General features: G+C 66.7%; 23 protein-coding genes and 2 rRNA genes. 18 read left to right on the top strand and 7 right to left on the bottom strand.

The window, feature by feature from the left end; translation table 11 throughout:
• The first annotated feature begins 8 nt into the window (after positions 1 to 8).
• Together rrf (B9Y82_RS00005) and rrf (B9Y82_RS00010) are read left to right on the top strand one after the other, a co-directional pair.
• Positions 9 to 123: ribosomal RNA gene (gene rrf, locus B9Y82_RS00005) — 5S ribosomal RNA — on the top strand.
• Between the two features lie 133 nt (positions 124 to 256).
• Positions 257 to 371: ribosomal RNA gene (gene rrf, locus B9Y82_RS00010) — 5S ribosomal RNA — on the top strand.
• A 256-nt stretch (positions 372 to 627) separates the two neighbouring features.
• Here the strand turns inward: rrf (B9Y82_RS00010) and B9Y82_RS00015 are convergent.
• Positions 628 to 2,337 carry a M28 family metallopeptidase gene (locus tag B9Y82_RS00015; protein ID WP_100471043.1) on the bottom strand — a complete coding sequence of 570 codons (1,710 nt, stop codon included), beginning with the start codon at positions 2,335 to 2,337 and terminating at the stop codon, positions 628 to 630.
• A gap of 86 nt (positions 2,338 to 2,423) precedes the next feature.
• Positions 2,424 to 3,086 (bottom strand): hypothetical protein, encoded by a 663-nt coding sequence (locus B9Y82_RS00020; RefSeq protein WP_100471044.1) that lies wholly within the window; start codon positions 3,084 to 3,086, stop codon positions 2,424 to 2,426.
• A gap of 95 nt (positions 3,087 to 3,181) precedes the next feature.
• Here B9Y82_RS00020 and B9Y82_RS00025 point away from each other — a divergent pair, with 95 nt between their 5' ends.
• Both B9Y82_RS00025 and B9Y82_RS00030 read left to right on the top strand, forming a co-directional pair.
• Positions 3,182 to 4,480 carry a murein hydrolase activator EnvC family protein gene (locus B9Y82_RS00025; protein WP_100471045.1) on the top strand — a complete coding sequence of 433 codons (1,299 nt, stop codon included), beginning with the start codon at positions 3,182 to 3,184 and terminating at the stop codon, positions 4,478 to 4,480.
• A gap of 107 nt (positions 4,481 to 4,587) precedes the next feature.
• Positions 4,588 to 6,021 carry a S41 family peptidase gene (locus B9Y82_RS00030; RefSeq protein ID WP_100471046.1) on the top strand — a complete coding sequence of 478 codons (1,434 nt, stop codon included), beginning with the start codon at positions 4,588 to 4,590 and terminating at the stop codon, positions 6,019 to 6,021.
• An 86-nt stretch (positions 6,022 to 6,107) separates the two neighbouring features.
• Here the strand turns inward: B9Y82_RS00030 and B9Y82_RS00035 are convergent, their stop codons facing one another.
• Entirely contained in the window at positions 6,108 to 6,800 is a 693-nt protein-coding gene (locus B9Y82_RS00035) for a rhomboid family intramembrane serine protease (protein WP_014035716.1), read from the bottom strand.
• A 226-nt stretch (positions 6,801 to 7,026) separates the two neighbouring features.
• Here B9Y82_RS00035 and B9Y82_RS00040 point away from each other — a divergent pair, with 226 nt between their 5' ends.
• The 3 genes from B9Y82_RS00040 to B9Y82_RS00050 all read left to right on the top strand — a co-directional run bounded on the left by B9Y82_RS00040 (position 7,027) and on the right by B9Y82_RS00050 (position 10,249).
• Positions 7,027 to 8,454 (top strand): outer membrane protein transport protein, encoded by a 1,428-nt coding sequence (locus B9Y82_RS00040; RefSeq protein WP_100471047.1) that lies wholly within the window; start codon positions 7,027 to 7,029, stop codon positions 8,452 to 8,454.
• 141 nt (positions 8,455 to 8,595) lie between these two features.
• Positions 8,596 to 9,195, top strand: a complete 600-nt coding sequence (gene pnuC, locus B9Y82_RS00045) for a nicotinamide riboside transporter PnuC (RefSeq protein ID WP_100471048.1) — start codon at positions 8,596 to 8,598, stop codon at positions 9,193 to 9,195.
• The gene (locus B9Y82_RS00050) at positions 9,182 to 10,249 is read left to right on the top strand and encodes an AAA family ATPase (protein ID WP_100471049.1); all 1,068 of its coding nucleotides are present in this window, start codon (positions 9,182 to 9,184) and stop codon (positions 10,247 to 10,249) included. Before pnuC ends, B9Y82_RS00050 begins: the two co-directional genes overlap by 14 nt.
• An 88-nt stretch (positions 10,250 to 10,337) precedes the next feature.
• Here B9Y82_RS00050 and putA read toward each other — a convergent pair whose 3' ends face one another.
• Positions 10,338 to 13,556, bottom strand: a complete 3,219-nt coding sequence (gene putA / locus B9Y82_RS00055) for a bifunctional proline dehydrogenase/L-glutamate gamma-semialdehyde dehydrogenase PutA (protein WP_100471050.1) — start codon at positions 13,554 to 13,556, stop codon at positions 10,338 to 10,340.
• A 274-nt stretch (positions 13,557 to 13,830) separates the two neighbouring features.
• On the opposite strand from putA, the gene B9Y82_RS00060 reads away from it, so the two are divergent.
• Genes B9Y82_RS00060 through B9Y82_RS00085 form a run of 6 tightly spaced genes read left to right on the top strand, consistent with a single transcriptional unit; the run spans position 13,831 to position 18,624 of the window.
• Entirely contained in the window at positions 13,831 to 14,307 is a 477-nt protein-coding gene (locus tag B9Y82_RS00060; RefSeq protein WP_004153894.1) for a DUF2244 domain-containing protein, read from the top strand.
• Between the two features lie 11 nt (positions 14,308 to 14,318).
• Positions 14,319 to 15,272: a cytochrome c oxidase subunit II gene (gene coxB, locus B9Y82_RS00065; RefSeq protein ID WP_100471051.1), complete on the top strand. Its 954-nt coding sequence runs from the start codon at positions 14,319 to 14,321 to the stop codon at positions 15,270 to 15,272.
• 59 nt (positions 15,273 to 15,331) lie between these two features.
• Positions 15,332 to 16,939 (top strand): cytochrome c oxidase subunit I, encoded by a 1,608-nt coding sequence (gene ctaD, locus B9Y82_RS00070; protein WP_057501839.1) that lies wholly within the window; start codon positions 15,332 to 15,334, stop codon positions 16,937 to 16,939.
• Between the two features lie 8 nt (positions 16,940 to 16,947).
• Positions 16,948 to 17,148 carry a hypothetical protein gene (locus B9Y82_RS00075; RefSeq protein WP_100471052.1) on the top strand — a complete coding sequence of 67 codons (201 nt, stop codon included), beginning with the start codon at positions 16,948 to 16,950 and terminating at the stop codon, positions 17,146 to 17,148.
• Positions 17,145 to 17,735, top strand: a complete 591-nt coding sequence (locus tag B9Y82_RS00080; RefSeq protein ID WP_100471053.1) for a cytochrome c oxidase assembly protein — start codon at positions 17,145 to 17,147, stop codon at positions 17,733 to 17,735. The genes B9Y82_RS00075 and B9Y82_RS00080 overlap by 4 nt, the downstream gene beginning before the upstream one ends.
• Positions 17,736 to 17,748: 13 nt before the next feature.
• Positions 17,749 to 18,624: a cytochrome c oxidase subunit 3 gene (locus B9Y82_RS00085; protein WP_100471054.1), complete on the top strand. Its 876-nt coding sequence runs from the start codon at positions 17,749 to 17,751 to the stop codon at positions 18,622 to 18,624.
• Between the two features lie 20 nt (positions 18,625 to 18,644).
• Here B9Y82_RS00085 and B9Y82_RS00090 read toward each other — a convergent pair whose 3' ends face one another.
• On the bottom strand, positions 18,645 to 18,863 hold the full coding sequence (locus B9Y82_RS00090) for a twin transmembrane helix small protein (protein ID WP_005412025.1): 219 nt from the start codon (positions 18,861 to 18,863) through the stop codon (positions 18,645 to 18,647).
• 57 nt (positions 18,864 to 18,920) lie between these two features.
• Here B9Y82_RS00090 and B9Y82_RS00095 point away from each other — a divergent pair, with 57 nt between their 5' ends.
• The 5 genes from B9Y82_RS00095 to B9Y82_RS00115 all read left to right on the top strand — a co-directional run bounded on the left by B9Y82_RS00095 (position 18,921) and on the right by B9Y82_RS00115 (position 23,302).
• Positions 18,921 to 19,640 (top strand): SURF1 family protein, encoded by a 720-nt coding sequence (locus tag B9Y82_RS00095; protein WP_100471055.1) that lies wholly within the window; start codon positions 18,921 to 18,923, stop codon positions 19,638 to 19,640.
• 47 nt (positions 19,641 to 19,687) lie between these two features.
• Positions 19,688 to 20,257: a hypothetical protein gene (locus B9Y82_RS00100; protein ID WP_100471056.1), complete on the top strand. Its 570-nt coding sequence runs from the start codon at positions 19,688 to 19,690 to the stop codon at positions 20,255 to 20,257.
• 10 nt (positions 20,258 to 20,267) lie between these two features.
• Positions 20,268 to 21,431, top strand: coding sequence for a COX15/CtaA family protein (locus B9Y82_RS00105; protein WP_100471057.1), 1,164 nt, complete (start codon positions 20,268 to 20,270; stop codon positions 21,429 to 21,431).
• Positions 21,432 to 21,435: 4 nt separating this feature from the next.
• Complete coding sequence (gene cyoE, locus B9Y82_RS00110) at positions 21,436 to 22,329, top strand: heme o synthase (RefSeq protein WP_100471058.1); 894 nt, start codon at positions 21,436 to 21,438, stop codon at positions 22,327 to 22,329.
• A 166-nt stretch (positions 22,330 to 22,495) separates the two neighbouring features.
• Positions 22,496 to 23,302: a calcium-binding protein gene (locus B9Y82_RS00115; RefSeq protein WP_100471059.1), complete on the top strand. Its 807-nt coding sequence runs from the start codon at positions 22,496 to 22,498 to the stop codon at positions 23,300 to 23,302.
• A gap of 61 nt (positions 23,303 to 23,363) precedes the next feature.
• On the opposite strand, the gene B9Y82_RS00120 is transcribed toward B9Y82_RS00115, so the two are convergent.
• Together B9Y82_RS00120 and B9Y82_RS00125 are read right to left on the bottom strand one after the other, a co-directional pair.
• Positions 23,364 to 24,335 carry a bile acid:sodium symporter family protein gene (locus B9Y82_RS00120; protein ID WP_049421191.1) on the bottom strand — a complete coding sequence of 324 codons (972 nt, stop codon included), beginning with the start codon at positions 24,333 to 24,335 and terminating at the stop codon, positions 23,364 to 23,366.
• A 26-nt stretch (positions 24,336 to 24,361) separates the two neighbouring features.
• Positions 24,362 to 24,862: a fused DSP-PTPase phosphatase/NAD kinase-like protein gene (locus B9Y82_RS00125; RefSeq protein WP_049444510.1), complete on the bottom strand. Its 501-nt coding sequence runs from the start codon at positions 24,860 to 24,862 to the stop codon at positions 24,362 to 24,364.
• Positions 24,863 to 24,864: the final 2 nt, after the last annotated feature.

Genomic DNA, 24,864 nt, shown 5'->3' on the forward strand with positions numbered 1-24,864 from the left:
AAAGCCTCCCTGGTGAAATTAGCGCTGTGGAACCACCCGATCCCATCCCGAACTCGGAAGTGAAACGCAGCTGCGCCGATGGTAGTGTGGCTCAAGCCATGCGAGAGTAGGTCATCGCCAGGGTTTATACCCAAAACCCCGCTGCTTGCGCAGCGGGGTTTTTCTTATTAAGTGAAGGCACTGCATTCTCCGGGTTCCTTCCGCCCCAAGGGCAAGATCGCGAAGCTGGCGCTGCAAGCGCTGCTGCAACCGTCTCCCTGGTGAAATTAGCGCTGTGGAACCACCCGATCCCATCCCGAACTCGGAAGTGAAACGCAGCTGCGCCGATGGTAGTGTGGCTCAAGCCATGCGAGAGTAGGTCATCGCCAGGGTTTACACCCAAAACCCCGCTGCTCACGCAGCGGGGTTTTTCTTTATGCGCAGCAAATGCGGGTAGTGCCGGCCGCTGGCCGGCAGACGCGTTGATGGAACCGCCGCGAGCGGCGGCGCCAACCAAGGTTGGCGACTACCGATGGCAGAGAGTGCCAACCAAGGTTGGCACCCACCAATGGCGGAGCGCACAAAAAAAGCGGCGCCGCGTGGGGCGCCGCTCTGCTCTCAACGATGTTCAGTCGAACATGGCCTGATTTACTTGGCCGGGGCCTTGTCCTTCATCATCGCGTCGCGGGCAGCCTTGAACGGGTTGCCTTCGTACCAGTTCGGCCAACGATCACCACCGGCCAGTTCCTTGCCGACGCCGTACATCAGCTGCAGGTCTTCGACGGTGCCGTCCAGCTTCCAGCTGGCCGCGTCGAACTCGTCCTTCGGGCCGTGATAACGGTTGGCGCCGTAATCCGCCGCGGCTTTGCGGCCTGCTTCCACGCCACCCTCGCGCAGGTCTTCGCCGCCATCGGCGTACAGGGCGGGCACACCGGCCTTGGCGAAGTTGAAGTGATCGGAGCGGAAGTAGAAGCCGCTCTGCACCGAAGTCTCACCGTGCAGGGTACGGTCCTGGGCGGCAGCCAGCGGCTTGAGGATGTCCTCCAGCTCCGAGCTGCCGAAGCCGGTGACGGTCACGTCCTTGGCACGGCCGGCCACCGACATCGCATCGATGTTGATCACACCGGCGATCTTGTCCAGCGGGAAAGTCGGATGGGCAACGTAGTACTTCGAGCCCAGCAGGCCGGATTCTTCCAGGGTCACGGCCAGGAACACCACCGAACGCTCCGGCTTCGGCTCCTGGTGGGCCATGGCTTCGGCCACTTCGAGGATGCCGGCTACGCCGGTCGCGTTGTCGACCGCACCGTTGTAGATGTTGTCGCCGGTCTCACCCTCATGCTTGCCCAGGTGGTCCCAGTGCGCCATGTACAGCACGGCCTCGTCAGCGCGCTTGCTGCCCGGCAGTACGCCGACCACGTTGCGCGACTGCTTCTGCGCGATCTGGCTCTTCAGGTCGACCGCAGCGGTGGCCTTCAGCGGCACCGGTTTGAAACCGCGCTTGCTGGCGTCCTTGTAGGCCTGGGCGAGGTCCAGGCCGGCACCGGCGAACAGCGCCTTGGCCGCGTCGGCGCTCAACCAGCCCTGCACCGGGATTCGCGCCTCTGGGTCATCCTTGGCGGGCAGGTCGTACTGCGGGCCGGCCCAGGAATTCTTCACTACGTCCCAACCGTAGGACGCGCCGGCGGTATCGTGCACGATCAGCGCGGCGGCAGCGCCCTTGCGGGCAGCTTCTTCGAACTTGTAGGTCCAGCGGCCGTAATAGGTCATGCGCTTGCCGTCGAATAGTTTCCCGTCGTCGACATGGAAGCCCGGGTCGTTGACGAACATCACGACCGTCTTGCCCTTCCAGTCCTGGCCGGCGTAGTCGTTCCACTTCTGCTCCGGCGCATCGACGCCGTAGCCGACGAATACCAGGTCGCTGGCATCGACCTTGACCTCGGCCTGGCCGGTACGGGTGCCGACCACCATGTCGGTGCCGAACTTCAGTTCGGTGGTCTTGCCGCCCTGGGTGATCTTCAGCACGGTCGATTCGTCGGCCGTGGTCTCGGTCATCGGCACATCCTGGAACCAGCTGTCGCCGTTGCCGGGCTGCAGGCCGATACGCTGCATCTGGTCGCGGATGTAGTTGACCGTCAGTTCCTCGCCCTTGCTGCCCGGGGCGCGGCCTTCGAACTCATCCGAAGCCAGGGTCTTGACCATCTCCGCGAAGTCGCCGGCGTTGATCTCCGGCGAGAACTGATGGGTGGCCGGCTTCGCGGCAGCGGTATCGGTGGCCGGCGTAGCTGCCGGAGTATCTTCGCCTTTGCAGGCACTGAGCGCGGCCGCAGCGGCCAGGCACAGGAGGAGTTTGCGGGGCATCGTCGATTCCTGGAGAACAAAGGGCGGTCGCACATCATGCGCGACCGGTAAAAGCGAGTATCACCCAACCGCTGGGTCCGGCGGGTTCAGTCGGCCGGTGCCGTTTCGCTATCGAACGGGATTGGCTCGGCACCGGTGACCGGACCGATGCGGGCCGTGCGATGCACGTACAGCACCACCTCGCGCTCGAACTGCAGCGGGCCGTCGACCACGGCATTCGGACCGATGATCACGCGTGGCTTGCGGCTGGCGGTCAGCGAGACGCTGAAGTTCGGCTTGCGCACATGCACGCCGCCCTTGACCTGCGAACCGATACCGACGGTGATGTCACCGTTGACGGTCTCCACATCCTTGCCGACGCGGCTTTCCACCAGACCGATGCCGCCGTTCACGGTTTCGACGCCGCCTTCGATCTGGCTGCCGCGATCGGTGAAGATGCTGCCATTGACGGTGCTGACGCCACCGCTGGCGATCACTTCGCGGCCCAGGCGCACACCGCCGTTGACTGTTTCGATTTTGCCGGTGCGCGCGCGGTCGGCGACCTTGACCCCGCCGTTGACGGTGTCGATGCTGCCGGTCTCGACGCCTTCGCCGACGCGGATGCCGCCGTTGACGGTGTCGAGCTTGCCGTAGCGCTGGCCCGGTTCGGCGCTGATGCTGCCGTTGACCTTGCTGATGTTCTCCTGTGCACAGACCGGCCCGGTGGCCAGCAATACGCCCAACAGCAGCGGAATGGAAAGAGCTTTCATGGGGACCTCGATGGATGTGCGGCTGGCAGGCCGCGTGCGGAGATGTCACCATTCCCCGGTATCCCCCGCAACTGCCTGAAGTCACTGGAAAGCCCTTGCGCGACAACGCCTTCCCATCACGCCGACATCACATCGCCGCTGCGCGCGGCGGGCGCTGCCTGCTGCTGGGGCTGGTCGTGGCGCTGGCCCTGCCGCTGCCGGGTGCCGCGCAGACGACCCGCGAGACCGAGCGCAAGCTGCAGAAGCTGCGTACCGAGCTGAAGGGCGTGGCGCAGGAGCGACGGCAGATCGAGGGGCAGCGTGGCCAGGCCTCGCTGCAGCTGCGCGAGGCCGACGAGAAGGTGGCCCGCACCGGTCGGGCGCTCGCGCAGACCGAAGCCGCGCTGCGCGAGCAGGCCCGGGCCCTGGCCGAAGCCGAGCAGCGCCGCAGCAGCCTTCAGGGCAACCTCGCCCAACAGCACCGAGAACTGGCCGGGCTGCTGCGCGCGGCCTACCAGCTGGGCACCCATGCACCGTTGAAGCTGCTGCTGTCGCAGGACACGGTGGCCGACGCCAACCGCGCCCTGGCCTACCATCGCTACCTGCAGCGCGAACGTGCGCGGCGCATCACGACGCTGACGGCCGACCTGAAGGAACTGGAAGGGCTGCAGGCGCAGATCGCCGAGCGCAAGCAGAAGCTGCAGGGTACACAGCAGGACCAAAAGCAGCAGGCTGCGGCGCTGGAAGCCGACCGTCGCGATCGCGCGAAGACCGTGGCCTCGCTGGACGAGCGCTTCAAGGACCAGCGCGAGAAGGAACAGGCACTGGGCCAGGACGCCAAGGCGCTGGAAACGCTGCTGGCCAACCTGCGTGCTGCTGCCGCCCGCGCCGAAGCCGAGCGTCGCGCGGCTGCACGTCGAGCCGCCGCCGAAAAGGCCGCTGCCGAGCGGGCTGCACGCCAGGCCGCGGCGCAGGGACGGCCACCGCCGCCAACCAAGGTCCCGCCTGCGGTGGCATCGGCACCGGCGCCGAAGGTCGGCGGCCTGGGCTGGCCGTTGTCCGGCAACCTGCTGGCCCGCTATGGCGGCAAGCTGCCCGATGGCCGTACCAGCAGCGGCGTGCTGATCGGTGCGCCGGCCGGCAGCACCGTCACCGCGGTGGCCGACGGTACCGTGGTGTTCTCCGATTGGATGACCGGCTACGGCATGATCCTGATCGTCGACCACGGCAACGGCTACATGAGCCTGTACGCCCACAACGACACCCTGCTGAAGGATGCCGGCGCGCGGGTCAGCCGTGGCGATGCGGTGGCCAAGGTCGGCAATTCCGGCGGCCAGGGCGTTACCGCGCTGTACTTCGAGCTGCGCCGTGGCGGGCAGCCGGTGAATCCGGACAGCTGGCTGCAGCGGCGCTGAATCCGGTTCGCCGCGTGCGGGCCGGATTCAACGGGAATTTAGCTGTGCTTCGCGCATAATCGGTGCATGTGCCTTGGGCACCATGCCACCGTCGACAGGAGTGATCCATGCGCGCAGCCCGTACCGCCACCCTCTTGCTGGCCCTGTTGCCAGCGCTGTCCTGGGCGCAGCAGACCGCGCCCGCCCCGAGCCAGGAAACCAGCGGGCAGGCAGCGAACAGCGAGGAGGCGGTGACCTCGAAGGTGCCGCTGGAGGACATCCGCCGTTTCGTGGCCGTGTACAACGCGGTGCGTGCCGCCTATGTCGATCCGGTCGATGACAAGAAGTTGATGCAGTCGGCCGTGCGTGGCCTGCTGCTCGACCTCGATCCGCACAGCACCTACTTCAACAAGGAAGACGCGCAGGCCTTCGACGAGCAGGCCAATGGCGCCTACGAGGGCATCGGCGTGGAGCTGCAGCAGCAGCCGGACAATGCCAGCATGAAGGTGATCTCGCCGATCGACGACACGCCGGCGGCCAAGGCCGGTATCCTCGCCGGTGACCTGATCATCGCCATCGACGGCAAGCCGATCAGCGCCATCGATGCCAGTGAACCGCTGCGCGGCCCCGCAGGCAGCAAGGTGGTGCTGACCATCGTGCGCGAAGGCAAGCCGAAGCCGTTCGACGTGAGCCTGACCCGCCAGACCATCCGTGTGACCAGCGTGCGCAGCCGCCTGCTGGAACCGGGCTATGGCTACATCCGCCTGAGTACCTTCCAGGCCGATACCGGTTCGGATTTCCAGAAGCACGTGCAGCAGCTGCAGAAGCAGTCCGGTGGTCAGCTCAAGGGCCTGGTGCTGGACCTGCGCAGCAACCCGGGTGGCCTGCTGACCGCTGCGGTGCAGGTGGCCGATGATCTGCTCGACAAGGGCAACATCGTCAGTACCCGTGGCCGCATCAGCATCAGTGATGCACGCTTCGACGCGACCCCGGGCGACCTGCTGAAGGGCGCACCGGTGGTCGTGCTGGCCGACGCCGGCTCGGCCAGCGCATCGGAAGTGCTGGCCGGCGCGCTGCGCGACAACAAGCGTGCCCGCGTGGTCGGCAGCCGCACCTTCGGCAAGGGCTCGGTACAGACGGTGCTGCCGCTGGACAACGGGGATTCGGTGAAGCTGACCACGGCGCGTTATTACACGCCCAGTGGCAAGTCGATCCAGGCCACCGGCATCGTGCCGGACGTTGAACTGAAGCCCGCCGCCACGCCGGCGGAGGATGCGCTGCCGGCCAGCCTGAGCGATTACAGCGAAGCGACCCTGCCGGGACATCTGCGCGGCGACGACGAAGGCACCGAGGGCTACCATGCCGGTGCGGTGCTGCCGGGTGATGGCCCGATCAACGACGCATTGGCCGAGCTGAAGAATCCGGGTTCGGTGGCTGCACGGTTGAAGGCCGAAGCGGCGAAGGCAGATGCGGCCAAGGCCACGAAGGCTGCAGCGAAGCCGGAAGCAAAGCCGGAAGCAAGACCGGAAGCAAAGCCTGCAGAGATCCCGGCCAAGCCTTGATGGCGTAGCGTCGCGCCATGCCCGACTGATTTCCGAACGCTGCCCGAGCATGGCTCGGGCATTCCGCAGAACCCGGCAAGCGGACGCTAGAACCCGTGCCGCTTGCGCAGCCGGCGCGCGATCGCCGCGCGCACGTACACGCCATACAGCAGGCCGAACAGGAAGCCGCCGATGTGGGCCCACCAGGCCACCATGCCGAAGCTGGGGCCGATATGGGCGAATACCACCTGCAGCGCGGCCCAGACGCCGATGAGCAGATAGGCCGGGGCGCGTACGAACTCCAGGAACAGGCCAAGCGGGATCACCACGCCCAGCCGGGCACCCGGGAACAGGGCCAGATAGGCGCCGATCAGCGCCGACACCGCGCCACTGGCACCGATGATGATCTGATCCGGGCTGCCCATGGTGTAGATCGCCACCAGGTTGGACACCGCGCCGCCCACCAGGAACAGCAGCAGCAACCGCCATGGCCCCAGCACCCGCTCTGCGGGCAGGCCGAAGATCAGCAGGAACACCAGGTTGCCCAGCAGATGCGACCAGTCGGCATGCAGGAACAGGGCGGTGAACAGCCGCAGCACGCTGCCGTCCTGCAGGGTCGCCCACCAGTCCAGCGGGTGGGTCAGGCCGGTGGACAGGGCGCCCCAGTCCAGCCAGAGGCTGCCGCGGGCATCGTCCGGGCGCGAGATCGACCACAGGAACGCCAGCCACAATGACGCGAACAGCACGGGCGTGGCCCAGCGCAGGGCCGCCTTCTTGCGCGACGGGAGGGAGACGAACATGGGTATAAGCCTAGCGTGGCGACGCCTGCGGCGGGGATTGTCCTGTTCAGCTTTTGAGACGAAAAAAGCGCAGCTGCTGTTATTGTTTCATTAACAGCTCTGGGTAATACTCGCATACGGCGTCGTATGTCGGGAGGGGAATCCGGCGCGCTCCGAAGGGCCCCAGGGCCGGCCGGGCGCAGGCGCACTCAGAGCAACATCACCGCTTACCGGAGAGAGAACTACGATGCAAACCGCTTCCACCATTGCCCGTCTGACCCTGCTGGCCGTCGGCGTTGCCGGTGCGCTGGCTGCCGCCGATGCCAACGCCGCCGCCTTCCAGCTGAAGGAAAACAGCGCCAAGGGCCTCGGCCGCGCGTTCGCCGGCTCCACTTCGGCCGAAGGCGACGCCTCGGTCATCGCCACCAACCCGGCCTCCATGCGCCTGCTCGACGGCACCATGCTGCAGGGCGACGTCAGCGCCATCAGCTTCGGCGCCAAGTTCCGTGGCCAGGGCAAGTACGCCAATGGCGCTCCGATTTCCGGCGGCAATGGCGGCGACGCCGGCATGATCGCCCCGGTCCCGGCGGCCTATTTCCACGTGCCGTTCGGCGAGAACGACAACATGCACTTCGGTGTGTCGCTGTCGGTGCCGTTCGGCTTCAAGACCGAATACGACCGTGACTGGGTCGGCCGCTACAACGGCGTAAAGACCGAACTGCAGGCCGTCGACCTGGGCGCCGCGTTCTCCTACGACGTGAACCCGTACCTGTCCTTCGGTGCGTCGGTGTTCGTCGAGCGCCTGGACGTTGACCTGACCAGCGCCGTCGATGCCGGCACCGCCATCAACGCCAGCGCCCAGCAGCGTGCTGCTGCCACCGTGCTGGCCCGTGGCGGCACCCAGGCCCAGGCCGCTGCCGCTGCCCGCCAGGCCGGTATCCAGGCTGCCCAGCTGGGCTTCTCGCCGGGTACCGCCGATGGCTACCTGCGCATCAAGGGCGACGAAATGTCCGTGGGTTACACCCTGGGCATGACCGTCAGCCCGGTGGAAGGCACCAACATCGCCTTCAGCTACCGCTCGGAAGTGGAACACAAGATCACCGACGGCAAGGCCGACTTCACCATGACCCCGGCTGCGGCCGCGTTCCTGGCCAGTGCTGCCCCGGGTACCTTCGTTGACAGCAACGGCCGTGCCACCATCACCCTGCCGGCCAGCGCCACCGTCAGCGTCACCCACCGCGTGAACGATCAGTGGAAGATCATGGCCGACGTCTCGCGCACCGCGTGGAGCAAGTTCGACCAGGTCACTGTCGACTATGACTCCAACCAGCCGGACAGCGTGCTGCCGTTCCACTACCGCGACACCACCTTCGCGTCGATCGGTACCGAGTACCGCATGAACGAGAAGCTGACCCTGCGTGGCGGTCTCGCTTACGACCAGACCCCGACCACCGACGTCCACCGCGACGTGCGCGTGCCGGACACCACCCGCAAGTGGCTGTCTCTGGGCCTGACCTACGCGGCTTCGGACAAGATGGAATACAGCGTGGGCTACACCCACCTGTTCACCAAGGATCCGAACATCACCTCGACCTCGGCCACCGGCAACACCGTGACCGGCAAGTACAAGGTGACCGGCGACGTGCTGGCGGCTTCGATGCAGTACAAGTTCTGATTCAGGCGATTGCCTGAAACAGTACGCAGGAGGCCCCGCGCGAGCGGGGCCTTCTTTTTGTGGGGACGGTCTGGGGCATCCACCCACGGCGTGGATCTGCCGGGTTGTCCACGCAGCGCACGGATCCACGACAATAGCGTCATGAACCTGTCCGACTCGAACTTCCAGCTGGAGCTGGCTGCCAACATCGCCGTCGCCGGCTCGATCCTGCTGGCCGGCCGCAACAACGTGCACACCTGGTGGCTGGGCATCGTCGGCTGCGCCTTGTTTGCTGCCGTGTTCGAACGATCGCACCTGTACGCGGACATGGTGCTGCAGTTCTTTTTCATCGCCATCAGTGTGCTGGGCTGGTGGCAGTGGCTGCGCGGCGACCATGGCGCGCCGCTGCCGATCACTTCGCTGCGCCCGCGGGCATGGGCCTGGCTGGCGCCACTGGCGGTGGTGGCCACGTTCGGCTACGGCTGGATGCTGACCCGCCTGACCAATGCCTATGCGCCGTATATCGATTCGGCGGTGCTGGTGCTGAGCGTGATCGCGCAGATCCTGATGATGCGGCGCAAGCTGGAATCGTGGTGGGTTTGGCTGCTGGTGAACACCGTTGCAGTGCCGCTGTACTACAGCCGTGGCCTGCATCTGACCTCGATCCTGTATGTGGGCTTCTGGATCAACGCGCTGGTGGCACTGCGCCATTGGCGGCATCTGATGCGCGACGAGGCAAGGGCGGCCGATGCCGCTGCCTGAGCGCGCTGCGCGGGGGCTGGTGGTGGGCAAGTTCTGCCCGCTGCACCTCGGCCATGAACGACTGATCGACTTCGCTGCCGCGCGCTGCGTGCATCTGCTGGTGATCGGCTGGTCGCAGCCGGGCTTTGCCGGCTACAGCGCCGAGCGCCGTGAGCGCTGGCTGCGTGCGCGTTTCCCGCAGGCGACGGTGGCGGTGCTTGACGACGCGCGACTGGCGGCATTGTGCATGCAGCATGGCTTGCCAGTGCGAGCCCTGCCGCAGGACAGTGATGACGAACAGGTGCAGCGGGACTTCACCGCGTGGCTGTGCCTGAACCTGTTCGGAGGGCCAGTGCAGACGGTGTACACCGGCGAGGACTACGGCGATGGTTTTGCCGCAGCGATGGCCGCGCACTTCCATGCACCGGTGCAGCACCAGCGGCTGGAGCGCAGCCGCGATGTCGGCCAGCCCAGCGGCACCCGGCTTCGCGCCGATCCGCATGCGCTTCGCCACGGCCTGTCGCCGCAGGTGTACGCGGACTACGTGCAGCGCGTGGCCTTCATCGGTGGCGAATCCACCGGCAAGACCACGCTGGCGCGGGTGCTGGCCGAGCGGATGGGCACGACGTGGGTCGCGGAATTCGGGCGCACGCTGTGGGAAATGCAGGGCGGTGACCTGCGCGAACCGGACCTGCTGCGTATCGCCGAAGAGCAGCCCCGGCGTGAGGATGCGGCGGCGCTGACGGCGCATCGCTGGTTGTTCTGCGATACCACGCCGCTGGTGACGCTGGGCTACAGCGGCTGGATGTTTGGTACGGCACCGGAGGCACTGCGGCAGGCTGCACTGCGGCCGTACGACTTGTTGTTCCTGTGTGCGCCGGATATCCCGTTCGACCAGGACGGCACGCGGCTGGGGGAGGCATTCCGGGCGCAGCAGCATGCGTGGTACGTGCACGAGTTGCAGGCGCGGGGAGTCGAGTACGTGCTGCTGGAGGGCGACCTGGAAGCGCGCATCGCGAGGGTGCGGCACGAGCTGGCCAAGCTTACGGACAGCCGGTTCAGTGTGGCGGCATGATCGTCGCCGGGTATGGCCCAGCGCTACCGGCAAAGCACAAAAAACCCCGCTTTCGCGGGGTTTTTCGTTCACTGCCTGACGCGGGTGATCAGTCGCCCAGGGTCAGCAGCGAGGCGTTGCCGCCAGCGGCGGTGGTGTTCACCGTCACCGTCTTCTCGGTGGCAAAGCGCAGCAGGTAGTGCGGGCCGCCGGCCTTCGGGCCGGTGCCGGACAGGCCCTGGCCGCCGAACGGCTGCACGCCGACCACCGCACCGATCTGGTTGCGGTTGACGTAGACGTTGCCGACATGGACGCCGTTGCTGATGCGGTCGACGGTCTCGTCGATGCGCGAATGCACGCCCAGGGTCAGGCCGTAGCCGGTGGCGTTGATCTGGTCGATCACCGCGTCGAGCTGGTCGCCCTTCCAGCGGATCACGTGCAGGATCGGCCCGAAGATTTCCTTGTGCAGCTGGCCCAGATCCTTCAATTCGTACGCGCGCGGGGCGAAGAAGGTGCCGTTGGCCGCTTCGGCCGACAGCTCGGCGGCGGCGATCAGGCGCGCTTCGCGGTCCATGCGCTCGGCGTGGTCCTGCAGGATCTTCAGCGCGTCGGCATCAATCACCGGGCCGACGTCGGTGGACAGCAGGCCCGGGTTGCCGACCTTCAGTTCCTTCATCGCGCCGGCCAGCATGGTCATCACCTTGTCGGCGATGTCGTCCTGCACGAACAGCACGCGCGCGGCCGAGCAACGCTGGCCGGCGGAGGTGAAGGCCGAACCGATCGCGTCCTTGACCAGTTGTTCCGGCAGCGCCGAGGAGTCGGCGATGAAGGCGTTCTGGCCACCCGTCTCGGCAATCAGCACGCCGATGGCGGCATCTCGCGCAGCCATCGCGCGGTTGATCGCACGGGCGGTGTCGGTGGAGCCGGTGAAGGCCACGCCGGCCACGCGTGGGTCGGCGGTCAGCGCGGCACCGACGGTGGCGCCATCACCCGGCAGGAACTGCACCACCTCGGCCGGCATGCCGGCGTCGTGCAGCAGCTTGACCGCGTAGTAGCCGATCAGGTTGGTCTGCTCGGCCGGCTTGGCGATGACGCTGTTGCCGGCGGCCAGGGCGGCAGCGACCTGGCCCAAGAAGATCGCCAGCGGGAAATTCCACGGGCTGATGCAGACGAACACGCCGCGGCCATGCAGCTGCAGTTCGTTGGACTCACCGGTCGGGCTGGGCAGCTTCTCGGCGTGACTGAACTGCTCGCGTGCCTGCTTGGCGTAGTAGCGCAGGAAGTCCACGGCTTCGCGCACTTCGGCGATGCTGTCGGGCAGGCTCTTGCCCGCTTCCTTCACGCACAGTGCCATGAACTCGGGCATGCGCGCTTCCAGCTGGTCGGCGGCGTGTTCGAGGATGGCGGCGCGGCTGGCGGCCGGGGTGCGGTTCCAGGCCGGCTGCGCGGCCACGGCATTGGCCAGGGCCTTCTGCACGGTGGCGGCATCGGCGGCCAGCCACTGGCCGACCACTTCGCGGGTGTCGGCCGGGTTGGTCACCGGCAGCGCGGCGCCGGCCGGGTTGGCGCCCGGCACCAGCGGGGCGGCCTGCCAGGGCTTTACGGCGGCGTTGATCTGCTCGGCCAGGGCGCGCAGTTCGTTGTCGTTGGCGAGGTTGGCGCCCATGGAGTTCTTCCTGTCGTGGTTCTGGCTGCGCAGCAGGTCAACCGGCAGCGGGATCTTGGGATGCGGGATCGAAGCGAACGAGGCGACCATCTCGACCGGATCGCGGATCAGGTCGGCGATCGGCACGCGCTCGTCGGTGATGCGGTTGACGAAGCTGGAGTTGGCGCCGTTTTCCAGCAGGCGGCGCACCAGGTAGGGCAGCAGGTCTTCATGCGAACCGACCGGGGCGTACACGCGGCAGGGCAGGCCCAGGCGATCGGCCGGCACCACTTCGGCGTACAGGTCATCGCCCATGCCGTGCAGCTTCTGGTGCTCGTACACGCCACCGTTGGCAATGCTGCGCACAGCCGCGATGGTGTGCGCATTGTGCGTGGCGAACATCGGGTAGATCGCGTCGGCATGGGTGAACAGGCGCTTCGCGCATGCCAAATACGACACGTCGGTGTTCTGCTTGCGGGTGAACACCGGGTAGCCCGGATAGCCTTCGATCTGTGCGCGCTTGATCTCGGCATCCCAGTAGGCGCCCTTGACCAGGCGAACCTGCAGGCGGCGACCGGCGCGGCGCGCCATGTCGGCCAGGTGGTCGATCGTGTACGGCGTGCGCTTCTGGTAGGCCTGCACGACCACACCAAAGCCATCCCAGCCAGCCAGCGAGGCGTCGGAGAACACCTGCTCGATGATGTCCAGCGACAGTTCCAGGCGGTCGGACTCTTCGGCGTCGACGGTGCAGCCGATGCCGTAGCTCTTGGCCAGCTGTGCCAGTTCCAGCACGCCCGGCACCAGGTCCTTCAGCACGCGCTCGCGCTTGGCGTGCTCGTAGCGCGGGTACAGCGCCGACAGCTTGATCGAGATGCCCGGTGCGTTGTTGACGTCGCCGTCCGGACGGCCGCCGCGTGCCTTGTGATCGCCGCCGATGGCGTGGATCGCACGACGGTAGTCTTCCAGGTAGCGCAGCGCGTCCTTCATGGTCAGCGCGCCTTCGCCCAGCATGTCGAAGGAGTAGCGGTAGCTGGCGTTGTCGCCCTTGTGCGAGCGCGACAGCGCCTCGCTGATGGTGCGGCCCATCACGAACTGGTGGCCCATGATCTTCATCGCCTGGCGCACGGCCAGGCGCACCACCGGCTCACCGACGCGACCGACCAGGCGCTTGAACGCGCTGGGCGCATCGGCGCGGGTGGCGTCGTTCATCTGCACCAGCTTGCCGGTCAGCATCAGGCCCCAGGTGGAGGCGTTGACCAGCACCGAGTCGCTGCCGCCCAGGTGCTTTTCCCAGTCGGCGTCGGCCAGTTTGTCGCGGATCAGCTTGTCGGCAGTGTCCTGGTCCGGAATGCGCAGCAGCGCTTCGGCCACGCACATCAGCAGCACGCCTTCCTCGCTGCCCAGGTCGTACTGGCGCATGAAGGCTTCAATCACGCCCTGGTCCTTGGCGCGCACGCGCACGCGGCCCACGAGGTCGGCGGCCAGCGCCTGCACCTTGGCCTGTTCCTCGGCGGGCAGGCGGGCCTGCGCCAGCAGCTCGCGGACGTGGCTGGCCTCGTCCTTCAACCACGCATCGGTGATGGCCTGGCGGAACGGGTTGGGGGGCGCCGGCAGTTCCGGCGACAGCAGCGCGCCGGGACGCGGGGCGTCATGGGCGGCAGGGGAGGAAGAAGGTGCGTTCATGCCGGTCCGGCCAGTGGAAAACTTGGCGATTTTAATCATTTTTGCGGGTTACGGAAGTGCCCCGCAGCCACCTTCGTGAAGTGCTGATAGCCCCTAGCGGCGGTGGATTCAGCGTGTTCAGGCAGGCTGCCATTAATTGTGCTGAATTCGTCATTCGTGCCGCCGACCTCATGCTGTGTTGCAGCATCGGAAAATGTGTGAATGCACCCTTGCTACCGGCGAGAGGGCGGGGCTACCATCGAGACGTTTCCCGCGGCAGGAACGCGGTTGCGACATGATCGAGGTGCTTCCAGCTCCGGATGGGTCAGGTACGCAGCTGCGGCTGCGTCCCCCACGGGCGCTCGATGCCCGGCAGTTCGTCCTGTTGTTCACCGTGTTGTCGGGTGCGATGTGGCTGGTGTCCGCCCTCGGGTGGTTGGCCGGCAATGCATTCGCCCCCCTGTTCGCGCTGCTGTACAGCCTGGTGCTGGCGGCGGCGCTGCGTGCCTTGTGGCGCAGTGGTGAACGGCAGGAGGAGATCCGGGTAGTGCCGGCGTACGTGGAGGTCATTCCCGTACCCGGTGGATCGCCGGTGTTCCGGGCCCACCCTCACTGGGTGCGCCTGCTCACCGACGATGAGAGGGTCCGGCTGGCATCCAGCGGCCGGCAGGTGGAGGTGGGGAGTTTCCTCGCGCCGGCCGAACGCCAGACGCTTGCAGAGACACTTGAAAGCTTGCTCGCCGCCAGCGATGGCGGCAACCGACGACGCTAAGGGTCTAGGCAATGAAGCAAAGCAGCAGGTGGGGCACGAAGTGCGTTGCAGCGGTCGCCGCCATGGTGGCCGGGGGACTGGTTCCGGCGCTGGCCTGGGCCCAGGCGGCCGATCCAAAGCCGTGGCAGCTGAACATGGGCAAGGGGGTGACCCAGACCTCGCGCCTGGCCTGGGAATCGAACAATCTCTCGTTGATCATCTGCACGGTGATCGGCGTCATCGTGTTCGGCGCGATGGCCTACGCCATCTTCAAGTTCCGCAAATCCAAGGGTGCGGTTGCCGCCACCTTCAGCCACAACACCAAGGCCGAGGTGATCTGGACGGTGATCCCGGTGATCATCCTGATCGTGATGGCGTGGCCGGCCACGGCCAACCTGATCAAGATGTACGACACCCGCGATGCCGAGATGACGGTGAAGGTCACCGGCTACCAGTGGATGTGGAAGTACGAATACCTCGGCGAAAACGTCACCTTCACCAGCCGCCTGGACCGCGAGTCCGACCGGGTGCGCCAGAGTGGCATCGTGCCGACCCGCGAAAGCCACCCACACTACCTGCTGGACGTCGACAACCGCCTGGTGCTGCCGGTCGATACCAAGGTGCGTTTCGTCATCACTTCCGACGACGTGATCCACGCCTGGTGGGTACCGGCGCTGGGCTGGAAGCAGGACGCCATCCCCGGCTTCATCAACGAGGCCTGGACCAGCATCGAGCAGCCCGGCGTGTACCGCGGGCAGTGCGCCGAGCTGTGCGGCAAGGACCACGGCTTCATGCCGATCGTGGTCGAGGCGGTGTCCAAGGAGGAATTCAAGCAGTGGCTGGCGCAGCGCAAGCCCGCGCCGCCAGCTGAGCCGACGCCGCCTGCGGCACCTGCCGAACCGGCTGCCCCAACGGGTGAGGCACCGGCTGCGCCTGCTGCTGCAGAAGCGGGCAGCGCGCCTGCCACCGCAGCGAGCGGAGTGTGATGTAAAGCCCGCGGCCGCCTGCGGCCGTGGTGACAACCGATTCTGAGAGGTGTTTTGCAATGGCGCACTCGGCAGTTGGGCACGACGATCACCATCACCAGCAGAGTTTCTTCGAGCGTTGGTTCTTCTCGACCAACCACAAGGACATCGGCACGCTGTACCTGGGTTTCAGCTTCATCATGTTCATCATCGGTGCGGCGATGAGCGTGGTGATCCGCGCCGAGCTGGCGCAGCCCGGCCTGCAGTTCGTCAAGCCCGAGTTCTTCAACCAGATGACCACCGTGCATGCGCTGGTGATGATCTTCGGCGGCGTGATGCCGGCCTTCGTGGGCCTCGCCAACTGGATGATCCCACTGCAGATCGGCGCGCCGGACATGGCGCTGCCGCGCATGAACAACTGGTCGTTCTGGCTGCTGCCGGTGGCCTTCAGCCTGCTGCTGCTGACCCTGTTCCTGCCCGGGGGGGCGCCGGCCGGTGGCTGGACGTTGTATCCGCCGCTGTCGCTGCAGGGTGGCTACAACGTGGCCTTCAGCGTGTTCGCCATCCACGTGGCCGGCATCAGTTCGATCATGGGCGCGATCAACATCATCGCCACCGTGCTCAACATGCGTGCGCCCGGCATTGATCTGCTGAAGATGCCGATCTTCTGCTGGGCCTGGCTGATCACCGCCTTCCTGCTGATTGCGGTGATGCCGGTGCTGGCCGGTGCGGTGACCATGCTGCTGACCGACAAGTTCTTCGGTACAAGCTTCTTCAACGCCGCCGGTGGCGGTGACCCGGTGATGTACCAGCACATCTTCTGGTTCTTCGGTCACCCCGAGGTCTACATCATGATCCTGCCGGCCTTCGGCGTGGTCAGCGAAATCATCCCGACCTTCAGCCGCAAGCCGCTGTTTGGTTACCAGGCGATGGTGTACGCCACCGCCGCCATCGCGTTCCTGTCGTTCATTGTCTGGGCCCACCACATGTTTACCGTGGGCATGCCGCTGGGCGGCGAGATCTACTTCATGTTCGCCACCATGCTGATCTCGATCCCGACCGGCGTGAAGGTGTTCAACTGGGTCAGCACGATGTGGCGTGGCTCGCTGACGTTCGAGGCGCCGATGCTGTGGTCGGTGGCCTTCGTCATCCTGTTCACCATCGGTGGTTTCTCCGGACTGATGCTGGCCATCGTGGCCGCCGACTTCCAGTACCACGACACCTACTTCGTGGTCGCGCACTTCCACTACGTGCTGGTGACCGGCGCGGTGTTCGCGCTGATCGCCGCGGTGTACTACTGGTGGCCGAAGTGGACCGGGCGCATGTACAGCGAGAAGTGGGCCAAGGTGCACTTCTGGTGGTCGATCGTGTTCGTCAACCTGCTGTTCTTCCCGCAGCACTTCCTCGGCCTGGCCGGCATGCCGCGTCGCATCCCCGATTACAGCGTGGCCTTCGCCGACTGGAACCTGATCAGCTCGATCGGCGCGTTTGGCATGTTCGTCACCCCGTTCATGATGGCCGCGATCCTGCTGTCCTCGCTGCGCAGCGGCGAGAAGGCCGAAGCGCGCAGCTGGGAAGGTGCGCGCGGCCTGGAGTGGACGCTGCCGTCGCCGGCACCGGCGCATACCTTCACCACGCCGCCGACCATCCGCCCGGGGGACCTGGCGCATGACGACATCACGCACTGAGGTGGGGCATGCATAACGAGAGCCCGCTCCCGATCAGTAGCGTCGAGCCAGGCTCGACTGACGAAAAGCAGCCGACCAGCGGTCGGCTCTACCCAGGCGGAAGCATCGAGCAGCAGCGCCAGCGTGCGAAGCGCACGGCGATGTGGGTCGGCGCCATCGCCGTGCTGGTCTACGTCGGCTTCATCCTCAGCGGGGTGATCGGCCGATGAGCGAGGCACCGGCCCGCACACCGTCCCGCAGCGCCGGGCTGCCGCGCCTGATCGGCGTGGCGGTGGCGGTGTTCCTGCTGACATTCTCGCTGGTGCCGCTGTACCGCATCGCCTGCGAGAAGGTGTTTGGCGTGCGCCTGGAGCGCGGCCCCGGCGGAGAAGCCAGCGCGGGAGCGGCGTCCGGCAAGCGCACTGTGCGCGTGGAGTTCGATGGCGGGGTCAATTCGCGCCTGCCGTGGTCGTTCCATCCCGAACAGCTGACCATGGACGTGGTGCCCGGCGAGCTCAACGAGGCGCTGTACTTTGCCCGCAACGACAGCCAGCAGGCGGTGGTCGGCAGCGCGGTGCCTTCGGTGGCGCCGGCGCGCGCGTCGGGCTTCTTCAGCAAGACCGAATGTTTCTGTTTCACCGCGCAGACGCTGCAGGCCGGCGAGAAGCGCGACATGCCGGTGCGCTTCATCGTCGATCCGGACCTGCCGCCGGAAATCAAGACGATCACCCTGTCCTACACCTTCTACCGCAACGACGCGCTGTCCGATCGGCTGGCCCCGGCCGCCACCTCGGAAGGCGCGCACGCCGCACCCTGACCCGGATACCGACATGGCCCAGACACCGACCGACGCCAACGTGTACTTCGTCCCGGCCCAGAGCAAATGGCCGTTCGTGGGTTCCATCGCGATGATGGTGACCATGGTGGGCGTGGCCAGCTGGCTCAACGATGCCAGCTGGGGGCGCTGGACCTTCTACATCGGCATCGCGATGCTGGTGCTGACCCTGTTCTGGTGGTTCAGCGACGTGGTGCGCGAATCGCAGGCCGGCAACTACAACCACCAGGTCGATGGTTCGTTCCGGATGGGGATGATCTGGTTCATCTTCTCCGAGGTGATGTTCTTCGGCGCCTTCTTCGGGGCGCTGTTCTACACCCGCAACCTGGGCCTGTCCTGGCTCAGTGGCGAAGGCCGCGGCGTGATGACCAACGAGCTGCTCTGGCAGGGCTATTCCGCCGGATGGCCGACCAACGGCCCGGCCGCGATCGGTGGCGCGTTCCAGACCATCCCGGCCTGGGGCCTGCCGCTGATCAATACGCTGATCCTGCTGACCTCCGGCGTGACCCTGACCATCGCCCACCACGCGCTGAAGGCGGGCAACCGTCGCCAGCTGCTGATCTGGCTGGGCCTGACCGTCGTGCTCGGCCTCGGCTTTTTGATCCTGCAGGCGGAGGAGTACATCCATGCCTACAAGGAACTGAACCTGACGCTTGGCTCGGGGATCTACGGTTCGACGTTCTTCATGCTGACCGGCTTCCACGGCGCGCACGTGCTGCTGGGCACGATCATGCTGATCGTGATGTGGCTGCGTTCGGCCAAGGGACACTTCACCCGCGACAACCATTTCGGTTTCGAAGCCGCCGCGTGGTACTGGCACTTCGTCGACGTGGTGTGGCTGATGCTGTTCCTGTTCGTCTACGTGCTTTGACCGCGCACGCATCGGTGGCCTCAGCCGCCGATGCCGTGCGGTTTGATCCAGCCCATGTAGATGCTCACGATCACCAGCAGGATCAATGCCACCGATACCGCGATGCGGCGGGTCAGTGCGTTGACCGTGCGCTTGGTCTGGCCGCGGTCGACCAGCAGGTAATACAGGCCGGCGCCCAGATTCCAGACGATGACGATCAGAAACGCGATTACCAGCAGGGTCTTCAGCGAATCACTCATGCGCGGCTCGAGGGCAGGGTGGATGCGCCTATCTGACCGCGTTTGCGCGGACTTGTCATGATGCGCCAGCACACGCGCGTGATCGGATGGCTGCTGGCGGTGCTGGCGATGGCCGGTTTCAGCGCGTTGGGGCTGTGGCAGCTGCAGCGCATGCATGCCAAACAGGCAATGTTGGATGCACAAGGTCCAGCGGTGGCACAGGCGCTGCCGCTGTCGCAGGCACTGGCGGCGCCCGGCGCGTTGCACGGCGTGGCCGACCACGGCCGCTTCCTGCCCGGCGTGGTGCTGCTGGACAATCAGACCCGGCATGGCCGCGCCGGGGTGAAGATCTATCGCCCCTTCCGCAGTGACGATGGCAGCGTGCTGCTGGCCGACCTCGGCTGGCGCGCACTGCCGCCGGATCGCACGCTGCCGGATGTGCAGGCGCCGCCTTCGCCGGTGGCGGTGCGTGGGTTGTTGGCGCCGCCGCCGTCGGCGGGACTGGCATTGGGCCCGGCGTTCTCCGCTACCGATGAGGCCGGGCGTTGGCTGGCCAGCCGGTTGCCCGCCGACGGGCTGGCGGCGGCGCTTGGCCTACCGGCATTGCCCGACCGCGTGCTGCGGCTGGACCCCGCGCTGCCGTTCGGCGACGAACGCGATCTGGACCTGCTGCCGAACACGCTGCCGCCGCAGCGTCACCTGGGCTACGCCGTGCAGTGGTTCGGCCTGGCCCTGACCGTGCTGGTGGTCGCGCTGGTGCTGGAGTGGCGCAGCAGGCGCCCCGTCGTCCGGCAGTAACGGCTGCTGGCCGGCATCCCTTACCCAACCATGAGAAAATGTCCCGCATGAACACTGCTACGTCCCCGCAGGCGCGCGGCTCCGGCCGCCGGACCCTGGTGCTGCTGTTTGCCGTGTTCTTCGGGGCGATGGCGCTGGCCGCTGTACTGCGTTTCTCCGGTTGGCAGCCGACCGGGCACCGCAATGCCGGCCAGCTGCTGAAGCCGCCGGTGGACCTGCGCCAGCAGGCGCCGACCCTGGCCAGCGGCCAGCCCTATGCCTGGAACCCCGAGGCTCGCACTTGGCGCCTGCTGGTGGCCCCGGCCGGCGCCTGCGACGTGCAGTGCGTCACTTTGTCGCAGGGGCTGGGCAAGGTGTGGCAGCTGTTCGGCCATAACGCCGATAATGTCGAGATCCTGTGGCTGGGTACGCCACCGGCGTCGATCGCCTCGCTGCCCGCGCTGCGGCCGCTGGCTCCGTCGCCAGCCCTGCGCGCGGCGTTGCCGGGCGTCGATGATCCGGCGGGACTGCCGGTCTACGTGATCGATCCGAACGGCTTCGTGATCATGCGCCACGCCCCGGGCTCCGACCTCGGTGGCCTGCGCAAGGACATGGCCACGTTGCTGAAACTGAAGTGAGTCCCGTTTGATGAGCCTTTCCGCGCGTCCGGCGCTGCACCGCAATTTCCACCGCCTGGCGTGGTTCGCCATGATCATGACCGCGAGCACGATCATGTTCGGCGCCTTCGTGCGCCTGTCCGATGCCGGCCTGAGCTGCCCGGACTGGCCGACCTGCTATGGCCAGGCCACCTGGCCACAGCACGTGGAAGAGACCATTGGCCACCCGGCGGCGGAGATCCGCCCGCTGGAGACCCACAAGGCCTGGCGCGAACAGGTGCACCGCTTCCTGGCTGGCGCGCTGGGCATCGAGATCCTGACCCTGGCGCTGCTGGCCACGCGCAAGCGGCGATTCGGAAGCACGGCGGTGGTGACCGCCTGCGTACTGGTGGCCGCCGGCATACCGCTGTACATGATGGGCTGGCACGGCACCGCCAGTGCCCTGGCATTGATCGGCGAGGCGATCCTGCTGATCGCCGCGCTGCGCTGGAGCAACATCGATCTGGCGCGTGCGGCCCTGCTGACGCTGGCCGTGGTGATCTTCCAGGCCCTGCTGGGCATGTGGACGGTGACCCTGCTGCTCAAACCCATCGTGGTGATGGGCCATCTGCTGGGCGGCATGCTGATGTTCGGCCTGCTGGTGTGGATGGCCTGGCGTGCGACGCACATGCCGATCACCCTGGCCGAAGCGCCGAAGCTGAAGTGGCTGCTGCGCATCGGCGTGGCGGTGCTGGTCACCCAGATCGCATTGGGTGGATGGGTCAGCGCCAACTACGCGGCACTCGCCTGCGGCGGTGGCAGCGCCTCGCTGGACAACTTCCCGCGCTGTGCCAACCAGTGGTGGCCACAGCACAACTTCGTCGAAGGCTTCACCCTGTGGCGCGGCATCGGCGTGGACTACGAAGGCGGCGTGCTGGATGGCGCCTCGCGCATTGCCATCCAGATGGCGCACCGCCTGTTCGCGGTGGTGGTGGCCGCCTACCTGCTGTGGCTGGGCGTGCGCCTGTTCCGGTTGCCGAGCATGCGTGGCTGGGCCAGCGCGCTGATCGCGCTGCTGGTGCTGCAGGTCACCCTCGGCATCCTCAATGTGAAGCTGGCGCTGCCGCTGGAAGTGGCGGTGGCCCACAACGGCGTGGCCGTTGCCTTGTTGTTCGTGCTGGTCAGCCTGCTGGCCCGCCTGCGTGCCCCGGACTGATTCCATGTTTTCCAATTACCGCCAGTACTGGGACCTGACCAAGCCCAAGGTCGTCGCCCTGATCGTCTTCACTGCCCTGGTCGGCATGGTCCTGGCCATCCCCGGCGTACCCAGCTGGGAGCAGGTGCGCGCCGGCGTTCTCGGCTTCCTCGGCATCTGGCTGGCGGCCTCGGCTGCGGCCGCGATCAACCAGCTGCTGGATGCGCACATCGATGCGCAGATGGCCCGCACCTCGTGGCGCCCGCTGGTGGTGGGCAAGGTCAAGCCCTGGCAGGTGCTGGTATTCGCCGGCGTGCTGATCGTGCTGTCGATGACCATCCTGGTGCTGTGGGTGAACCTGATCACTGCGGTGCTGACCTTTGCCTCGCTGATCGGCTATGCGGTGATCTATACCGTCTACCTGAAGCGCGCGACCTCGCAGAACATCGTCATCGGTGGCCTGGCCGGCGCGATGCCGCCGATGCTGGGCTGGGCCGCGGTGACCGGCATGCAGGGCTCGTCGGACTGGGCCTACTCGTCACTGCTGGTGCTGATCATCTTCATCTGGACCCCGCCGCACTTCTGGGCGCTGGCGATTTTCCGCCGCGAGGACTACGCCAAGGCCGAGATCCCGATGCTGCCGGTGACCCACGGCGTGGTGCACACCCGCAAGCAGATCATGGCGTATTCGGTGGTGCTGGCGCTGGTCTGCCTGCTGCCGTACCTGGTGGGCATGAGTGGTGCGTTCTACCTGGGCGGCGCGATCGTGCTCAACGCCGTGTTCCTCTGGTACGCCTGGCGCATGCTGGACCCGCCGGACGAACTGTTCTCGATGAAGATGTTCTATTACTCCATCGTCTACCTGATGGCGCTGTTCGCCTTCCTGCTGGTGGACCACTGGATCCTGCCCTGGCTGTGAGGCGCCACCTGTAGGGTCGAGCCATGCTCGACTTGGGGTCGGATCCCCGAAGGGATTCTGACCCCGCCTGATCGCGCAGACATCCACGCATGGCGTGGATCACCTTGAACCGTCGTCTCGGCGTCGCCATTGCTGTTCCTGACCCCAGGGAAAGGAAGCAGCAGGGATGCATACGATCTTCCGTTGGACCACCGCGCTGATTCTGGCGCTGGGCATGGCCGTGACCGCGCATGCCGACGACACCGCCGCGCAGATCCGCCACCACGCTGCCGACCACCGCATGCTGGTGCTGGGCGAATTCCATGGAACCCGCGAGACGCCGCTGCTGGTGCGGCAACTGGTGGACGACTACAGCCGCACCGGGCCGGTCCTGCTGGCGCTGGAACTGCCACGCGGGGAAACCCCCACGCTACGCGATTACCTGGGTTCCGATGGCGGGGAGAAGGCACGCCAGCATCTGCGCGGGCGTGCCTTCTGGACCGTGCGCGATGACCAGCACGACGGCCGTCGCAGCCGCGATATGCTGGCGATGATCGAAAGCCTGCGCCTGCTGAAGTCGCAGGGACGTGTGATCGACGTCGTTGGCTATGACGTCAACGCCGGCAAGGGCGGCAACCAGGTACGCGATGACCTCATGGCAGCCGAGTTGCGGCGGCTCTATCGAGGCCTACCGGCCAATGCACGCATGCTGGTGCTGACCGGTAACGTGCACGCCATGCTGCAGAGGCCGCAAGGTATGCCGCCGGAAATGCAGAGGTATCCGATGGCGTCGCAGCTGCGGGACCTGGATATCTATAGCGTACGGTTGGGCGCGCAGCGTGGTCAGACGTGGGGATGCGCGGGCGGTTGCATGGCGCGGCCACTTCGAGAGCAGGTTGCCACGGGGCCGCGGGTCGCTGCCGGTGCGGAACGGCCGTACGACCTGTGGGTATGGATGCCGGAGCTGAGCGTCGGCACGCTGGTGGATCCATAGCGTCAGGCAAACCATCCATGCCATGCGTGGACGGACTCCCCACAACAACCCGTGCGCCCAATCAGGGCGCGCGCTTCGCATAGCGCTGCGCGATCACGCCGCAGACAATCAGCTGGATCTGGTGGTAGATCATCACCGGCAGCACGATCGCGCCCAGGCTGCCACCGGCGAACAGCACCTTGGCGATCGGTACGCCGGTGGCCAGGCTCTTCTTCGAGCCGCAGAACACGATGGCGATCTCGTCCTCGCGGTTGAAGCGCAGGCGGCGGGCGATGAAGGTGATCAGCGGCATGGCGATGCCCAGCAGCACCGCGGCGACCACTGCCACGGCCAGCAGCGAGAGCAGCGGTGTCTTGCTCCACAGGCCCTCGGTGACCGCCTCGCCGAATGCCGAATACACCACCAGCAGGATCGTGCCCTGGTCGGTGTAGCGCAGCAGCGCGCGCTGCTTTTCCACCCAGCCGGCGATCCATGGCCGCAGCAGATGGCCGGCCACGAACGGCACCAGCAGCTGCAGCATGATGCCGCCGATCGCATGCAGCGGATCGTGCACGCCGCCGGAGGTACCGGCCAGCGCGGTCAGCAGCAGCGGGGTCAGGAACACGCCGAGGATGCTCGACAGCGAGGCGCTGCACACCGCAGCGGGTACGTTGCCGCGTGCCATCGAGGTGAACGCGATGGACGACTGCACGGTGGAGGGCAGGGTACACAGGAACAGCACGCCCAGGTACAGCTCCGGCGTCAGCAGCCAGCCCGACAGTGGCTTGAACATCAGCCCCAGCAGCGGGAACAGGATGAAGGTGCAGGCCAGGATGGTCAGGTGCAGCCGCCAGTGCAGCATGCCGCCGATGATCGACTCGCGCGGCAGGCGCGCGCCATGCAGGAAGAACAGCGCAGCGATGGCGACGGTGGTGACATCGTCGAGGACGATGGCGGCCGCGCCCTTCATCGGCAACAGCGAGGCCAGGCCGACGGTGCACAGCAGGGCGAGGGTGAAATTGTCCGGTCGCAGGCGCGACCACCAGCGGGTCATGGTGGGCAGACTCCTTTGCGGGTGATTCAGGGCGAAGTGACCGGCGTTGCAAGACGCTGGCGGGTGGCGGCTTCCAGCGACTTCAGCCCAGCGCGCTGGCCGAGCTGAAGGGCCTGTTCCGGGCTGGCATGTTCGTAGCGTGCGTTGACCAGGCCGAGCACGGCGCCGGCGCGGTTGCCGGAGGCGCAGTGCAGCAGCACCGGCCCCTGGCTCTGCTGCAGGGCCTGGTGCACGGCGCGCACATTGGCCGCATCCAGGCCCTCGGCGCCGGCTACCGGAATACGCACATAACGCAGGCCCAGCGATTCGGCCGCGCGGGTTTCATCGAAACCCCGGTCCTCGCCGGGCTGGCGCAGGTCGATCACCGTGCGTACGCCCTGTGCGGCCAAGGCCTGCAGCTGTGCGGCGCTGGGTTGGCCACCGGCATACAGGCCGGGGCGGACTTCGTTGAGTGGCGCGTCTTCGGCCAGGGCCGTCAGCGGCAGGCAGAGCGACAACAACAGCAGGCAGGTCAGGCGCAGCAGCATGG

Origin of the sequence: Stenotrophomonas maltophilia (genome assembly GCF_002799155.1) — a bacterium.
Taxonomy (GTDB): domain Bacteria; phylum Pseudomonadota; class Gammaproteobacteria; order Xanthomonadales; family Xanthomonadaceae; genus Stenotrophomonas; species Stenotrophomonas maltophilia_R.

Excerpts from the sequence above, each read along its gene's own strand:
- B9Y82_RS00075 (WP_100471052.1), top strand. The coding sequence starts at position 16,948 with ATGCATAACGAGAGCCCGCTCCCGATCAGTAGCGTCGAGCCAGGCTCG.
- putA (WP_100471050.1), bottom strand. The coding sequence starts at position 13,556 with ATGAACGCACCTTCTTCCTCCCCTGCCGCCCATGACGCCCCGCGTCCC.
- B9Y82_RS00050 (WP_100471049.1), top strand. The coding sequence starts at position 9,182 with ATGCCGCTGCCTGAGCGCGCTGCGCGGGGGCTGGTGGTGGGCAAGTTC.
- B9Y82_RS00100 (WP_100471056.1), top strand. The coding sequence starts at position 19,688 with ATGAACACTGCTACGTCCCCGCAGGCGCGCGGCTCCGGCCGCCGGACC.
- B9Y82_RS00095 (WP_100471055.1), top strand. The coding sequence starts at position 18,921 with ATGATGCGCCAGCACACGCGCGTGATCGGATGGCTGCTGGCGGTGCTG.
- B9Y82_RS00020 (WP_100471044.1), bottom strand. The coding sequence starts at position 3,086 with ATGAAAGCTCTTTCCATTCCGCTGCTGTTGGGCGTATTGCTGGCCACC.
- B9Y82_RS00105 (WP_100471057.1), top strand. The coding sequence starts at position 20,268 with ATGAGCCTTTCCGCGCGTCCGGCGCTGCACCGCAATTTCCACCGCCTG.
- B9Y82_RS00080 (WP_100471053.1), top strand. The coding sequence starts at position 17,145 with ATGAGCGAGGCACCGGCCCGCACACCGTCCCGCAGCGCCGGGCTGCCG.
- B9Y82_RS00035 (WP_014035716.1), bottom strand. The coding sequence starts at position 6,800 with ATGTTCGTCTCCCTCCCGTCGCGCAAGAAGGCGGCCCTGCGCTGGGCC.
- B9Y82_RS00115 (WP_100471059.1), top strand. The coding sequence starts at position 22,496 with ATGCATACGATCTTCCGTTGGACCACCGCGCTGATTCTGGCGCTGGGC.
- B9Y82_RS00040 (WP_100471047.1), top strand. The coding sequence starts at position 7,027 with ATGCAAACCGCTTCCACCATTGCCCGTCTGACCCTGCTGGCCGTCGGC.
- pnuC (WP_100471048.1), top strand. The coding sequence starts at position 8,596 with ATGAACCTGTCCGACTCGAACTTCCAGCTGGAGCTGGCTGCCAACATC.
- B9Y82_RS00120 (WP_049421191.1), bottom strand. The coding sequence starts at position 24,335 with ATGACCCGCTGGTGGTCGCGCCTGCGACCGGACAATTTCACCCTCGCC.
- B9Y82_RS00085 (WP_100471054.1), top strand. The coding sequence starts at position 17,749 with ATGGCCCAGACACCGACCGACGCCAACGTGTACTTCGTCCCGGCCCAG.
- B9Y82_RS00015 (WP_100471043.1), bottom strand. The coding sequence starts at position 2,337 with ATGCCCCGCAAACTCCTCCTGTGCCTGGCCGCTGCGGCCGCGCTCAGT.
- B9Y82_RS00125 (WP_049444510.1), bottom strand. The coding sequence starts at position 24,862 with ATGCTGCTGCGCCTGACCTGCCTGCTGTTGTTGTCGCTCTGCCTGCCG.
- ctaD (WP_057501839.1), top strand. The coding sequence starts at position 15,332 with ATGGCGCACTCGGCAGTTGGGCACGACGATCACCATCACCAGCAGAGT.
- B9Y82_RS00030 (WP_100471046.1), top strand. The coding sequence starts at position 4,588 with ATGCGCGCAGCCCGTACCGCCACCCTCTTGCTGGCCCTGTTGCCAGCG.
- B9Y82_RS00090 (WP_005412025.1), bottom strand. The coding sequence starts at position 18,863 with ATGAGTGATTCGCTGAAGACCCTGCTGGTAATCGCGTTTCTGATCGTC.
- B9Y82_RS00060 (WP_004153894.1), top strand. The coding sequence starts at position 13,831 with ATGATCGAGGTGCTTCCAGCTCCGGATGGGTCAGGTACGCAGCTGCGG.
- cyoE (WP_100471058.1), top strand. The coding sequence starts at position 21,436 with ATGTTTTCCAATTACCGCCAGTACTGGGACCTGACCAAGCCCAAGGTC.
- coxB (WP_100471051.1), top strand. The coding sequence starts at position 14,319 with ATGAAGCAAAGCAGCAGGTGGGGCACGAAGTGCGTTGCAGCGGTCGCC.